Source organism: Acinetobacter amyesii (genome assembly GCF_002018365.1).
Taxonomy (GTDB): Bacteria; Pseudomonadota; Gammaproteobacteria; order Pseudomonadales; family Moraxellaceae; genus Acinetobacter; species Acinetobacter amyesii.
Genome location: NZ_MVKX01000005.1, coordinates 90,178 through 105,208 on the forward strand (window position 1 = coordinate 90,178; position 15,031 = coordinate 105,208).

Here is a 15,031-nt window from a genome sequence, read left to right on the forward strand (position 1 = left end):
TTATCAACACTACAACAGCAGTTTTTTAGCTATTTTCTACACGATTCAATAAAAGCTGCATTTTCAGCATATTAGTATTAATAATACGTTTTTTCATAAACTTAGCTTATTTTTTAATTTTCCAACTTACGTTTTCTTCCATAGATTAAGTCTCAATAAAGAACAATTTGAGAACTTATGAAATGACCGCATTAACTCAACTTTCACAAGCCATCCATGATGCTCCACGTTGGCATCAAGCAGAACAATTTCAAGATGGCAATGAAATTCGTATTGAAGCGCAACATGACCAAGCTTTGGGGGCTGTGGTTTATGGTTTAGATGCGCGTAAAGCACAGTCTGGGGAAACCATCTACCGTTTAAAACAAGCTTTGGCAGAACACTTGATTTTAATTTTTAAACATCAAAGTCTAGATGATTTACAGTATCTCGCGTTTGCAAGTTACTTCGGTTCAATCTTCCGTCCCGGTGCAGATATTCCTGTGTTAGCGTCACAAGATGATACAGGAACACCACCAGACGTCGTACCTGTGTCAAATGCAGTCGGTAAAGGAGACTATACTGGACATGGTGAATTGGCTGCACATGCAGACCATCAGTGGACTCCACTGCCATCATTTGGTTCATTACTCTATGCCATTGAACTGCCACAAGACGGTGGACAAACCTCATGGTATAACACCATTAAAGCCTATGAAGCTTTAGATGAAGCGACACAAAAACATTTAGACCAACTTCAACTCATTACCTACAACCCATTTGTCCGTGCCAAAAATAATAAAGGCACAACGGGATATGGCGCTACACCGCTATATCGTTTCAAAGACCAACCGATTGTTGGACATGCCTATCCACATCCGCTTGTACGTACCCATCCAGAAAGTGGCCGTAAAGGTCTGTGGTTAAATGAACGATCTGAAGTGGAATTGGTTCACTACGATGATCAGTCAGGCAGTGAATTGATTGCATCTTTACGAGAACATTTATTGAAACCTGAGTTTCGATATGAACATCAATGGGAAGAAGGTGACATTGTATTTTGGGATAACCAAGCCACTTTACACTCACGCCGCCCTTTCCCTTCAGACCAACGCCGCTTATTAAAGCGAATTAGCCTAGCAGGAGGACGTCCATACTAATGTTGAACTTCATGCCAACAATAAAAAAATCAATAACCTAGCAAAATCCGTATTTGAGCAATAACCCCAAATAATTAGAATATGAAAACAATAAGAAAGCTGCTCAAATTACGGATGATCTATATCTAAGGCCTTAAAACCTGAAATCAAATGATCTAACATCGCACGCACACCCGGCAGCATGCCTTGTCGTGTCGCGTAGGCAACATGGATGACCCCTTGCGGCAATTGCCATTCAGGAAATAGCTCTATTAACTCACCACTTTTTAAAGCATCACGTACAAACACTTTGGGCAAAGATGCGATTCCTACGCCAGAAAGAGCAGCAGAAATCATCGCACTAAAACTGTCGGTTCTTAAGCGTGGATGAAATTCAATTTGCTGGGTTTCACTTTTTTCACGATGTCGAAAATCCCAAAAATGTTTAGGCCGGTCAAAACCAATACACGGAAAATTTTGAATCTCAGCCAATTGCTGTGGTATTTCACGCTCGAAGAAAAGTTGTGGCGATGCCACCAAAACATGATCCCAAGCATCTAAATCTCGAACGATCAAATCACTATCCAATAAAGGCATGTTACGCACACGAATAGCTAAATCTACGCCTTCCTCGATGACATCAACCCGATGATTGGTCGCCATCAGATGCACACTGATGTCTGGGTATTGCTGCATAAAATCGGTGACCATTTTTGCAACAGGCATTTCCACCAAAGCCACAGGACAAGAGATTTTAATCTGGCCACAGAGTTGATCGTTCAACGTACTAAGCACAAAGTTTTCCGTTTCGCTGACTTCCTCTAAAATTTTTAAGCAATGTAAATAGAACTGTTGTCCTATTTCAGTTACTGTAAATTTTCGCGTATTACGCTGAATCAGACGTACACCCAAACGGGTCTCTAATTCTGTGATACGGCGTGATAGCTTAGATTTTGTAATACCCAATGCTTCACTGGCTTTGGTATAACCTTGGTATTTCACCACTTGCACGAAGTAGTAATAGTCATTTAAATTTTGCATGATTGTTTCATTTTTAGAATAATCTGTTGAGTTTTTCGCCCTGTCATTCCCTCACTATACCTCAATAATAGATCTCAGAAGCAATAAATTGAGGGCTGAATTATGAATCCAATCAAACGTGTTTATCATAGTGATCGTAGTACTTGGGTGGGCGATGGTTTCCCGACTAACTCTATGCTCCCTATGCAAGAAATGGGCAATCAAACCAGTCCATTCCTCGTTATGGGCTATACCGGCCAATATCATTTCTCTCCAAGTCATCATCAACGTGGTATTGGGTCACATCCACATCGTGGCTTTGAAACTGTAACCATTGTTTATGAAGGAGAATTGGAGCATTTTGACTCTAAAGGAAATCACGGCAGCATTGCCAAAGACGAAGTGCAATGGATGACCGCAGGTCGAGGCATTATGCATGAAGAACATCATTCTAAAGATTTTGCCAAAACAGGCGGAAATTTAGACATGGTACAACTTTGGGTGAATTTACCTAGTCATGCCAAAATGACTGAACCTCGCTATCAAGAACTGACTACAGCCAATATTGCTGAAGTTAAACTTTCACAAAAGGCAGGCGTGGTACGCGTCATTGCTGGCCAATTTGAAGACACATTGGGCGCAGCTGAAACATTTAGCCCGATGAATGTGTTGGATGTGCGCTTGAATGCAAATGCTGAACAGGAATTTTCATTCAACCCACAGTGGAATAACATGATTTTTGTATTAAGTGGCGCGATCGAAATTGAAGGTCAACGCTTTGATGCGAAACAGACTTTATATGTCAGTGACCAAGTATCGTCCTTGAAACTTAAATCTTTTGAAGCAACCAAACTGCTTATTTTAAGTGGCGAAGCTTTAAATGAACCTATTGCGGCACATGGACCATTCGTCATGAATACTGAAGATGAAATACGTCAGGCATTTTATGATTTTCAACATGGTCATTTTGCTTAAATATTTCCACGATAAAGTCCCAATAAAAAAAACCGCCTGTTGGCGGTTTTTTTATATCTAAGTTGCTATGAATTACGCATCATGCTTTCAAGACATTATTGCGTGACTTTTTGATAAAACGCATCGATTGTATTGACCATTTGATCGAGTCCCGGCTGTTCCAAAGGATAATGTCCTGCATTTTTCAACATGACGACATCGACTGGAACTTGATGAATCTGTGCTAAAAATGGCTGACTTAAAGCCAAAGGTGTCCAGCGGTCTTGCTCAGGCTGCGTCAGTAGAATTGGGCAGACATCAAACTGCTCCGGTGGCGTGTCATTTTTATAATATAAATACGAATCTAAAAATTTAACCGATACAGTATTCCCTGCGGATGTTTTATCTTTTAAGAAGACTTGCAATGCTGCGTCATTATTCACCAAACGATGCATTTTACTTACCCAACGCATCGGCATTGGCAATGCTGATAATGGTGTATGTGCTGTCACATTAGCCAGTGGGCTGCCCACACGGCTCATAAATTTATTCAAAGAGACTTGATCACGCACAGTTCTATTTGAAGTGTCTAAAAAGGTCATACCGACGATGCCTTTCACTTTTTTATTCTTTGCCGCAACGTGATAGGTCAACATACCACCAGCGCTTAGCCCATACAAAACGATAGGACGATGATCTTTTAGTAGCTCGGCTTCAATGAGGTCATTGCCTGCTTGAACCCAGTCATCATAACGAATTTTTGAGCCCTTTTTGACTTGGGTGAGGCCATAACCGGGCATATCAATAGCGATAGTTTCATAGCCACGCTGTGCCAAAGGATGCCCCAAAATCATCGACATTTGTCGACCATTTGTTCCCACACCATGAAACAGAATCACCTTCACTTTTGCCTGTGGATTCCGATAAGTATCTAAGTGAATAGTATGACCTTGCCAATTCCACCACTCTTCTTTAGGGCGCTGCGTTTCGTCTAAATGGTATTCTTTGGGTAGATAGTGCTGAATGTCCTGCCAACTGTTTTGATCTGCATAACTTGCTAATGGTTGTGTAGCAGGTAGCTGATCATCTGCAAATGCCAAGATTGAAAGTAACGATGCAATGCCACTCATCAACCACTTCAATAAAGCGCTCAAAATTTTTGATAATGTGTCTGATTTTGGAGAAGTCATTTTTAGACGATTTTTTATGTGTATATGCTGATGCTAATCAGCGGCGAAAACCGATGCCATGTGCATGTGGGACAGCACTATGTCACTTCGTCCAATTATCTTTTTCCCTGCTAAGCACTTCAAAATAATTTTGAAGCAGGACTTACATGCTCCTGCAATAATCAGCCTTTAATATCTTTCAACATTCAATTCTTTATCCTTTAGAAATTCATAACTTTATTTCGATTTTTAATATTGGTAACCCATGAGCCAGTCCACGCCACAACGAAACCTTGTCATCTTTCTCACCTTTTTAAGATTAGGGTGTATTGCATTTGGTGGACCTGCGGCACATTTGGTGTTGTTTTTTCAGTATTTTGTGAAACAAGAAAAATGGATAACAGAAAATGAATATTCGCATTTGCTTGCCTTAGCTCAAATCCTTCCAGGCCCAACCAGTAGTCAGCTCGGCATGGCGATTGGATTTCAGCTCAATCGCTATCAAGGTGCTTGTTTTGCATGGTTAGGCTTTACTTTACCTTCAGCCCTGCTGATGTGTGCCGCGGCGATTTTAAGCTTAAAACTGAGCGATCAACTCTCAACTTTATTCTTTCATGTTATTCAGTTGATTGTCCTTGCTGTGGTTGCATGGGCGTTTTGGCAAATGATGCGAAGCTTTTGTAAAACAAAATTTCAGTATCTGGTCATGCTATTGGCTGCATTTTTTATTTATTTCTTTCAGTTTTCTCTGAATCAAGTTTTGGTGATTTTAGCTGCTACAGTTATCGGTTTAGTTTTATCGTCAAATAACTTGCACAACAAAAAGCCAAATATCGCAGAACCAGTTCCACCTATACATAACAATTTAAGCCTGAATACAGGTGGCAATACACATACTTCATGGCTATGGCTTCTCGCCTTTATCAGCCCTTTTTTCGTTCTGCCATTCTTCGATATACAACATAGCAATATATTGGCTTTCAGCTTAGAAAGCTTCTACCGCACAGCATCCCTCGTCTTTGGTGGTGGACATATTATTTTGCCATTTTTACATCAGGACTTTGTCTCTACAGGACTGATCAGTAATGAAAATTTTGACTTAGGCTATGCCCTTGCACAACTCATGCCGGGGCCCTTGTTTAGTTTCGCCACCTATCTCGGCACACTTTTACCCATGACCGATGTGCCAATATTGAATGCCTCACTCGCGACATTGGCGATTTACTTCCCATCGTTTTTATTATTGTTTGGCTTATTGCCCTATTGGAATAAGTTGATGAAATACCCGATGCTTTTTGGCACCTTAAAAATAATCAATGCAGCTGTCGTCGGTCTATTACTGTGTCTACTATTTCAAATGAGCCAGAAATACATCATTCAATGGACGGACTTTATATTTGTTGCCGTCGTTATTGCTTTACTTCGCAGCAAGCTGCCAGTCTGGTTTAGCTTAATAAGCAATTTTATCGGCTATTATGCTTTTTTAACTTTTCTGCCCTTTTAAACTTAAGCAAAAAAAACTATAGCTAAAGGAATAATCTAATCCTCATCGATTAAACTTGCGCCCTTGACCACAGTTTTCCCCTCGACCTGATCCAGTTGATAATGCTGCACATCACTATAGTGTTTGATCATTTCAACTAGCTCGTTGGAATGTGTGGTCAACCAAAGCTGTGTATAGCGACTTGCTTCAGCAATCAGCATCGCCAAGGCAGGTAATAAATCTGGATGTAAGCTATTTTCTGGCTCATTCAGTGCCATAAAATTTGGGGGTCTTGGACTCAACAAAGCCACGGCTAAACACAAAAACCGTAACGTCCCATCTGAAAATTCGGCACTTTCTAAAGGTCTTAAGATCCCTTGCTTTTGCATCATCATTTGAAAGCGCCCACCCATTTCCTGAACATAAAATTGGGTCTGCGGAAAGGCTTTTTCTAGTACTTCAAATAAGGTTTCACTGTTGCCTCGCTCACGCAAGGTTTCAAAAGCTGCAGCTAAATTTGTACCATCATGCGCTAAAACTGGCGAACGAATCCCCACCTGTGGGACACGGATCGGTGAATTTCCACTGACTGAAAACTCATGATAAAAACGCCAGTTTTTCATGGTCTCACGCACTTGTGAAACTTCGGGATATAAATGTGGGTCAGACAATTGTCCAAACACCGACTCTTCTGGTGTTAAAGACATCGGATATGCAATCCGTTCTTCATCAACATTTTTCAGAAATGCCGCTTGGTTGGTTCTTTCCAACAACTCGCTCATTTTTCGACGTTGATAGCCACTCAACCAAATTCCTTCTACTTTGACCAAAGGATCGAGTGCAAACAAGGTGATGAGCGGTTCAGGAAAACCAATTTCAAGTTGATATTCATAATGCTCCATCTCCACAGCAAGCTTCATGCGCTTAGGGTCTTTCGATCGATCACCCGCACGGTGACCACCTGCCCACATGATTTTTTGAATCCCACCTTCATTTGCAATGGCTTGGGATAATTGACCATTTGCAGCTTCATGCAGGAGACGTACAGCTTTATATAGATTGGATTTACCACAACCATTCGGACCACTGACAATATTCAGACGCGACAAGGTCAAATTCATATGATGAATAGATCGAAAACCTTGAATAGTCACTGAACGGATCGTCATGGGTTACCTAAAATGAGTTGAAAATGCTGATGATTATAAGTTTATTAACTGTATATTTTGTATGCACTTTACTCTACCCATAAAAAACCCGCAAGCCGAAACTTACGGGTCTTTCATTGCACATTCTAAGTTCAATTTAACCTTAGAATAAGCGATTCATACCATTCAATGTTGCAACACGGTACGCTTCCGCCATAGTCGGATAGTTAAATGTGGTTTCTACGAAATATTTAATCGTATTGTTCGGGCTGTTCATCACGGCCTGACCAATGTGGATAATTTCCGCAGCATTATTACCGAAGCAATGAACGCCTAAAATTTCTAAAGTATCACGATGGAACAAGATTTTAAGCTCGCCCACAGTATCACCGGTAATTTGCGCACGTGCCAAATGACGGAAAGATGCCTGACCCACTTCATACGGAATTTTTTCTTCCGTTAACTGTTGTTCAGTTTTACCAATCGAAGAAATTTCAGGAATCGTATAAATACCTGTAGGAATATCCGTTACAGGTGCAATCCCTTCTTCACCGCTCATGTTAGAACCAGCACAGCGACCTTGGTCATATGCAGCAGATGCAAGTGAAGGCCAACCGATTACATCACCCGCAGCAAAGATATTCTCTACTTCAGTTTGATATTGATCATTCACGGTTAATTGACCACGGCTGTTTGGTTTAATACCTACATTTTCTAGGCCTAAACCATCTGTATTACCAGAACGGCCGTTACACCACAAAATCGCGTCGGCTTTAATTTTCTTACCACTTTGCAAGTGAAGAACCACATGATCATCATGTGTTTCAAGATGATCAATCTGTTCGTTGTGGCGAATCAATACACCCTGCTCACGTAAACGATATGACAATGCATCTGAGATTTCATCGTCTAAGTAGCTGAGCAATTTGTGCTGTGTATTGATCAAGTCAACTTTGTGGTCTAGGCCAATAAAGATAGACGCATATTCACAACCAATCACACCTGCACCATAAATGATGATTTTTTGGATTGAATAATCCAGATCCAAAATTTTGTCTGAATCAAATACGCGAGGATGATTAAAGTCTAAAGCAGCTGGACGGTAAGGACGTGAACCTGTCGCAATCACTAATTGCTGGAATACTAAAGTTTCCGTCATACCTTCATTGCTAAAAATCAAAACAGTGTTTTGATCTTGGATATACGCACGGCCGTGGAAAATATCAATTTTATTACGGTCATAAAAACGTGAATGCGTTTCAACTTGTTGTTGAATCACTTTATGCGCATTACGTAACACCTGTTTCATCGTGAACTGTTTCCATTCACCGACTTTTTGGAACATAGGGTCACGTTGGTAACGTAAAATGCTTGAAACGGTCTGACGTAATGCTTTACTTGGAATTGTTCCTACATGGGTACAGTTACCACCAAGCTGTTCACGCATATCTACAATAGCAACTCGCTTACCTGATTTAGCAAGTTTCATTGCAGCGCCTTCACCCGCAGGGCCAGAACCCAGAACTACCGCATCGTATTTCACGAAAGTTCCACTAACGACCTCTTTCTTACGTGGCATTCAACGCTCCTTTACAAATATTCTTTAATCTAGGCTGTATTATGACGTATATCCTAACTTTTTTGGATATTTAGCTCACATATATTATGTGATAACCACATTTATTATATGAATATCGTTTTCCCCCTATTTAAGCTCAAGTCCGCTATAATGATCGAGCTAATTTTTTGAATATCTCCTCGTCAAAAACAGTGGAAAAGTTGAATATGTCTGAGAACCGTAAACCTGTACAGGGTGTAAAACTTCGTGGCGCAGAAAAAGTCGCTCGCATACCTGTGAAGGTCGTGCCAACGGTTGAAACGCCTCGTAAGCCTGACTGGATTCGGGTCAAAATGGCTGCCCCTGATGAAGTTCAACGTATTAAAACAACTTTACGCGCACAAAAACTACATACCGTGTGTGAAGAAGCGGCTTGCCCGAACTTACCTGAATGTTTCGGTGGCGGTACTGCAACCTTTATGATTATGGGCGATATCTGTACTCGTCGTTGCCCATTCTGCGACGTTGCACATGGTCGTCCCAATGCTCTTGACCCAGATGAACCACGTCACATGGCAGAAACCATTGCCAATCTTGGTTTGAAATATGCCGTAATTACTTCTGTCGACCGGGATGACCTTGTTGATGGTGGCGCACAGCACTTTGTTGACTGTATTAAAGAAGCTCGTGACTTGAGTCCAAAAACACTTTTGGAAATTTTAGTACCTGACTTCCGTGGTCGTATGGATGTTGCCCTTCGTATTATGACGGAGTGCCCACCTGACGTGTTTAACCACAACATTGAAACTGTGCCACGTTTGTATAAAGCAATGCGTCCAGGTTCTGACTACCAACACTCTCTAAACTTATTAAAAATGTTTAAAGAATACTGCCCAGATGTACCAACCAAATGTGGTTTGATGGTCGGTATTGGTGAAACTGAAGAAGAAGTGATCGCGTTATTAGATGACTTAAAAGCACACGATGTTGACTATGTCACCATTGGTCAGTACTTACAGCCCTCTAAAGAACATGCCCCGATTGACCGTTTTGTAAGCCCAGAAGAATTTGAGCGTTACACTGCACATGGCCAAAAGCTTGGTTTCAAAAACATTTGGGCTGCACCAATGGTCCGTTCAAGTTACTTTGCTGACCGTCAATACTATGGTGAGCCAGTGCCTGCGGTACGTCGTAAAACTGATCCTGCAAAGAAAATTGCAGTTCAAACGATTGAAGCTTAATCACTCTTAGATTTAAAACATCTCAAATTAAAAGCCCTCATTGATTGAGGGCTTTTTTATGGCTTTCACACTCAGCACAATTCATTTACCACTATATGATCTTTCGAAAATAGTGCGTTCCTTTAAACGGTATCCAATATATCGAATCATCCAAGTTTACGTAATGTGACATTTCTTTGCCCGATAGGGATTGTGTTGTGATTATTTATTAATCAATCTATTGATAACACTTTATTTGCGCTTTCATTATATTCGCGCAATTGTCCAATCATACTCACCAGCCGAGTGATGCCATTTTGACAGTCTCATGCACTTTAAAATCAGAAAGACAAAAGATGAGATCATTTTTAAACGCATGTAGGCTGTTTTAAACGCATAACGCTCTGGCCCTTGTCACTGGAGCCATAACAAATGCTATTTATACTCAGTGCCGTACTCTTTATTTTTGCTCTTTGGGCCGTTTTTTTCTTTGAACTTTCACGTGCTGTAGGCGCAATAACACTGATATTCGTTTCAATTGCACTCGCCTTTTTAAGCCCATGGTCATTAATACTTGGCATCCCGCTTATTGCTTTAAGTTTAATCGTGCTGATTGACCCACTGAGGCTCAATCTACTCACCAAACCTGCCTATAAAACCTTAGCAAATGCGATGCCGAGTATGAGTACTACGGAACGTGAAGCGTTGGATGCAGGAACAAGTTGGTGGGAAAAAGAGCTATTTATGGGCGCGCCTGATTGGAAAAAATTTGAGGCTTATCCCTATCCTCAGCTCAGTGCTGAAGAACAATCCTTCATTGATAATGAAGTCGAGCAACTTTGTGCCATGCTCAACGAGTGGGATATTCACCATAAACATAAAGATCTCCCACCAGAAGCTTGGCAATTCATCAAAGATAATGGTTTCTTAGGATTGGTAATTCCAAAATCGTATGGAGGCCGTGAATTCAGTTCATTTGCACAAAGCCGTGTCATGAGCAAGATTGCATCCCGTTCACTGACTGCCGCAGTCAGTTGTATGGTGCCCAACTCTCTTGGACCGGGGGAATTACTTCTACACTATGGTACCGAAGCACAAAAAGACAGATACCTCCCTGGCCTTGCCAAAGGTGAAGAAATTCCATGTTTTGGACTCACCAGCCCTGAAGCCGGTTCGGATGCAGGTGCCATTCCAGATACAGGTGTCGTCTGTTATGGCACCTTTGAGGGGCAACAAGTACTCGGCTTAAATATGAACTTCTCTAAACGCTGGATTACCCTTGCACCGATTGCCACCGTCATTGGTCTGGCATTTAAGTTATACGATCCTGATGGCTTATTGGGAGATACAAATAAAACGGAATATGGCATCACCTGTGCGCTGCTACCAGCGAGTCATGACGGTGTCATTACAGGCCCTCGTCATAATCCAGGCTCACCATTTATGAATGGGACAGTTGAAGGTAAAGATGTCTTTATTCCCTTAGACTGGATCATTGGTGGGATAGAAAATGCCGGTAAAGGCTGGCGTATGCTGATGGAATGCTTAGCGGTTGGTCGTGGTATTTCACTCCCTGCATTGTCAACGGCAGCCGGAGAAATGGCATATTTAAATGTTGGTGCATTTGCCAAAGTTCGTCAGCAATTTAAAATTTCTGTAGGTAATTTTGAAGGTGTACAAGAAGCTTCGAGTGATATCGCTTCAGATGCTTATATGCTTGAAGCATTCCGCTATTTGGTGACTTGTGGTTTAAACCAAGGCGGCAAACCTGCTGTAATGACTGCAATGGCCAAATACTATGCCACTGAAACCATGCGAAAAGTGGTGAATCACGGCATGGATATCGTCGGTGGACGTGCGGTGCAAATGGGACCTCGTAATTTTTTAGCCTTGAATTATCAGGCCATTCCTGTGTCAATTACTGTCGAAGGCGCCAATATTCTCAGTCGCTCTCTGATGATTTTTGGACAAGGCTCAATGCGTTGCCATCCATATTTATTTGAGGAGCTACAATTACTTCAAGCCGAAGATAAATACACTGCACTCAATACATTCAATGAAATGCTGTTTAAGCACTTAGGCTATACCTTTAACCGAACTGCACGTGCCTTTGCTTATGCGTTCACTGGTGGCCCATCAGACTCACCAGCTTCAGCAGATGAATTTAGCCGCCCCTACTATAAAAAAATTAATCGATTCAGCGCCGATTTCGCGCTGACTGCAGATATGTGTCTTGGCCTTTTAGCCGGCGATATTAAACGCAAAGAAATGCTTTCGGGACGACTTGCAGACATCCACTCTTATTTATTTATCGCGACAGCTATTCTTAAATATTATGAACAAGGTCAAAGAAGCGAAGCTGAACAATTACATGCACAACTTGCATTAGATAAAGCTTTGTACAATGTTGAAGAAGCTTTCCATGGCTTATTTGATAACTTCCCAATGCGACTAGCGGCAAATGTAGTAAAAATCATCTGCTTTCCGTTTGGACGAGTTGTTGCCAAACCGACAGACCGTTTAAAACGTGAAGTTGCCACTCAAATGATGCTAGACAATACTTTCCGCCAAGAACTGAAAAAGCACGTGTATTACAGCACTGCAGCAGATGAAGTTTCTGGTCGTATGGAAAATGCCTTTTTACAATTGTTGAAAATTGAACCGCTGTGGAACCAATTTAAAAAAGCTGAATCTAAAGGCCAATTCAAAGGTTTAACTTTTGAAGCACATATAGAAGATGCGATTGCACAAAAAGTCATTACAGCCTCTGAAGCTGAACAGCTCAGTACGTACAACATTCAACGCTATGACAGCATGCTCACAGATGTATTTGACATGCAGCTCATCCACGAACTTGAACTATCCAATCCACATTTAACCGTTTCACCAGAAGTGAAAAAGCAACAGCACACCGATGATGAACCAGAAGCATTTCTGCGATATTAATCAGCTTCTGCATCGCTTTTGAGCTTAATTTTACTCAAAATAAAAGCCATTCCACTGTTAAACAATGGGATGGCTTTTTATACGACCATCAGCCAATGGTATCGCAGAGTCAAAGGTATAGGCTGTACTGCAAAATTACATCACAGAGGGTTTGCTGCATGTCACAACAAGATTATGAAAATGGCTTAAAAGTTCGTACTGAAGTTATGGGTGCGGGTTTCGTCAAACGTGCGCAAGACAATACCGTGCCATTTACTCAACCTTTGCAAGATTGGATTAACGAGCATGCATGGGGTTCAACTTGGCAGCGTGAAGGCGTTTTACCCCGTAAATATCGCTCACTGATTACCATTGCCTTTTTAACTGCTCAAAAAAGTCCAACAGAACTCAAAGGTCATGTCCGAGGTGCTTTAAATAATGGGGCGACTGTAGAAGAAATTCAGGAAGTGTTACTTCATAGTTTGCCATATTGTGGCGCACCAGCAACTCAAGAAGCCTTTCGTGCGGCGCTTGAAGTCATTAACGACTATCAAAAATCTGAATAAGAAACTGCGTTATAAAACGGCTTTAGAAAACTGCGATTAGCGTGGTTTTCTAAAGGGTTTCATCTTGTTTTTAACTTAGGACATTAAATGTCGTGAATCCCGAATCAAATCCAGTACACATTAAAATTATAGAAGAATTCATTCACTTCAAATCGAACTTGATATCCCAATTCTGTAAGCTCAGCAGATAGACTTCGAATCTCTTCTAAAGCTAAGTGCTTGGGTAAAACCGTAAATACGGCGGTATTCCCTTGTTTTGCATTTTCTTCAATCAGCAACGCCAAACGTGCCTTATATAAGGCGATATCTAAATTGGCTTGACTGGATAAAACTTTGGCATGTTCTGCGGGTAAAAAGCTCATTTTCTTATACGCTTATCTGATTATTATTGCTTATAAATTAAGTCAAATTCAGCAAAGCGTGCAATGCATTTTTGTAATTGATATTTCAATTTCAAAGCACATTATTTGGTGCAAACGATGCACTTAAAAGCGATGTACAAAAAAGGCACTCAAAAAAAAATCCCTCATGACGAGGGATTTTCTATGCTAGCGGGGTAATGGAATATATTGCGAGTCACTGTTTTGAGTTTGCGGTTTACGCTCTCCCACTTGTACTGGCAAAGTCATCGCCTTTCCGTCTCGCTCAATGTCAATTTGCATAGTGCTCAATGGCGCTTGTTGTGCAACGTAGTTGATTAAATGTGAAGTCGAGGTAATAAGCTCATTATTCACTTTCATAATTTTATCTCCACGTTTTAAACCAGCTTGTGCTGCAGGTCCATTGCGAATGACATCTGCCACAATCACGCCATTCACACGCGGATCTAAAATATTTTCTTGCTCAATTGGAAGTAAACTAATACCTAACCAACCACGTACCACTCGACCATCTTTTAAAATAGAGTTCAGCACTTGTTGGCACACTTTTGCAGGAATGGCAAAACCAATCCCTAAAGAACCGCCGGACTGCGAGAAGATCGCGGTATTAACACCAATTAAGTTCCCTGCAACATCAATTAAAGCACCACCAGAGTTGCCGGGGTTGATCGCCGCATCTGTTTGAATAAAGTCTTCGTAGGTATTGATCCCCAAATCTGAACGACCTGTAGCCGAAATAATCCCTTGCGTAACCGTCTGACCTACGCCAAAAGGGTTACCAATCGCGAGGACGACATCACCGACTTCATTGCCACTTAGCTTAAACGGCAATACCGGTAATTGACTCATCTCAATCTTAATCACAGCTAGGTCTGTATCTGGGTCTGTGCCTACAACTTTTGCTTCAGCACGGCGACCATCATGTAAAGCCACAACGATCTGATCGGCCTGCGCAATCACGTGGTTATTCGTCAAAATATAGCCATCTGGACGAACAATCACACCAGAACCTAAACTATTTTCGTTTTGATTGGTTTGATCTGGAAGTTGATTACCAAAAAACTCACGGTAAACAGGATCATTTAATAATGGATGATCCAATTGTTTCACTTTTTGCGTAGTGAAAATATTCACAACCGCTGGCGCAGCGACTTTTACCGCAGCACTATATGAAACCACACCGCCTGTACGCGACGTATCAATGAGGGGCTCAACCTTTTCTGCAGGCATTTTAACCCCATCTGGGGCAATGGGTGCTTTAGGTTTTTGAACCTGTTGCCATGTAAAGAAACCGATGATCACAAGTATTAATAATACCCAAGGTAACCATGTAAAGGTCCGACGCACGTCTATATCCTCTAAATTTTATAATTCATTGATGGCTAAATAATTTATATCGTATTGTAATGTAATATTTTCAACAAACTTAAAAATAAACACAGAGATTTGTGATTCTTTAGTTACAATTTAAACAATAGTGAATTTTGATG

12 protein-coding genes are annotated in these 15,031 nt (G+C 41.2%); 6 read left to right on the forward strand and 6 right to left on the reverse strand.

Features of this window, described 5'->3' with window-relative positions:
• The first annotated feature begins 182 nt into the window (after nt 1-182).
• On the forward strand, nt 183-1,139 hold the full coding sequence (locus B1202_RS08900; protein WP_078190229.1) for a TauD/TfdA dioxygenase family protein: 957 nt from the start codon (nt 183-185) through the stop codon (nt 1,137-1,139).
• A gap of 108 nt (nt 1,140-1,247) precedes the next feature.
• Here B1202_RS08900 and B1202_RS08905 read toward each other — a convergent pair whose 3' ends face one another.
• Nucleotides 1,248-2,159, reverse strand: coding sequence for a LysR substrate-binding domain-containing protein (locus tag B1202_RS08905; protein ID WP_078190231.1), 912 nt, complete (start codon nt 2,157-2,159; stop codon nt 1,248-1,250).
• Nucleotides 2,160-2,261: 102 nt separating this feature from the next.
• Here B1202_RS08905 and B1202_RS08910 point away from each other — a divergent pair, with 102 nt between their 5' ends.
• Nucleotides 2,262-3,113 carry a pirin family protein gene (locus tag B1202_RS08910; protein WP_078190232.1) on the forward strand — a complete coding sequence of 284 codons (852 nt, stop codon included), beginning with the start codon at nt 2,262-2,264 and terminating at the stop codon, nt 3,111-3,113.
• A gap of 95 nt (nt 3,114-3,208) precedes the next feature.
• Here B1202_RS08910 and B1202_RS08915 read toward each other — a convergent pair whose 3' ends face one another.
• Complete coding sequence (locus B1202_RS08915; protein WP_228145152.1) at nt 3,209-4,222, reverse strand: alpha/beta hydrolase; 1,014 nt, start codon at nt 4,220-4,222, stop codon at nt 3,209-3,211.
• Between the two features lie 304 nt (nt 4,223-4,526).
• On the opposite strand from B1202_RS08915, the gene chrA reads away from it, so the two are divergent.
• Nucleotides 4,527-5,765 (forward strand): chromate efflux transporter, encoded by a 1,239-nt coding sequence (gene chrA, locus B1202_RS08920; RefSeq protein ID WP_078190234.1) that lies wholly within the window; start codon nt 4,527-4,529, stop codon nt 5,763-5,765.
• A gap of 35 nt (nt 5,766-5,800) precedes the next feature.
• Here chrA and B1202_RS08925 read toward each other — a convergent pair whose 3' ends face one another.
• Together B1202_RS08925 and sthA are read right to left on the reverse strand one after the other, a co-directional pair.
• Nucleotides 5,801-6,913 (reverse strand): AAA family ATPase, encoded by a 1,113-nt coding sequence (locus B1202_RS08925; RefSeq protein WP_078190235.1) that lies wholly within the window; start codon nt 6,911-6,913, stop codon nt 5,801-5,803.
• Between the two features lie 142 nt (nt 6,914-7,055).
• The gene (sthA, locus tag B1202_RS08930; RefSeq protein ID WP_078190237.1) at nt 7,056-8,471 is read right to left on the reverse strand and encodes a Si-specific NAD(P)(+) transhydrogenase; all 1,416 of its coding nucleotides are present in this window, start codon (nt 8,469-8,471) and stop codon (nt 7,056-7,058) included.
• 206 nt (nt 8,472-8,677) lie between these two features.
• Here sthA and lipA point away from each other — a divergent pair, with 206 nt between their 5' ends.
• The 3 genes from lipA to B1202_RS08945 all read left to right on the forward strand — a co-directional run bounded on the left by lipA (nt 8,678) and on the right by B1202_RS08945 (nt 13,161).
• Nucleotides 8,678-9,691, forward strand: coding sequence for a lipoyl synthase (gene lipA, locus B1202_RS08935; RefSeq protein ID WP_078190238.1), 1,014 nt, complete (start codon nt 8,678-8,680; stop codon nt 9,689-9,691).
• A gap of 411 nt (nt 9,692-10,102) precedes the next feature.
• Nucleotides 10,103-12,616, forward strand: coding sequence for an acyl-CoA dehydrogenase (locus B1202_RS08940; RefSeq protein WP_078190240.1), 2,514 nt, complete (start codon nt 10,103-10,105; stop codon nt 12,614-12,616).
• 158 nt (nt 12,617-12,774) lie between these two features.
• Complete coding sequence (locus B1202_RS08945; RefSeq protein ID WP_078190242.1) at nt 12,775-13,161, forward strand: carboxymuconolactone decarboxylase family protein; 387 nt, start codon at nt 12,775-12,777, stop codon at nt 13,159-13,161.
• A 104-nt stretch (nt 13,162-13,265) separates the two neighbouring features.
• Here the strand turns inward: B1202_RS08945 and B1202_RS08950 are convergent, their stop codons facing one another.
• Both B1202_RS08950 and B1202_RS08955 read right to left on the reverse strand, forming a co-directional pair.
• A complete protein-coding gene (locus tag B1202_RS08950) occupies nt 13,266-13,523 on the reverse strand; it encodes a hypothetical protein (RefSeq protein WP_078190243.1) in 258 nt (85 codons plus the stop codon).
• 186 nt (nt 13,524-13,709) lie between these two features.
• Entirely contained in the window at nt 13,710-14,888 is a 1,179-nt protein-coding gene (locus B1202_RS08955) for a S1C family serine protease (RefSeq protein ID WP_078190244.1), read from the reverse strand.
• Between the last annotated feature and the right edge of the window lie 143 nt (nt 14,889-15,031).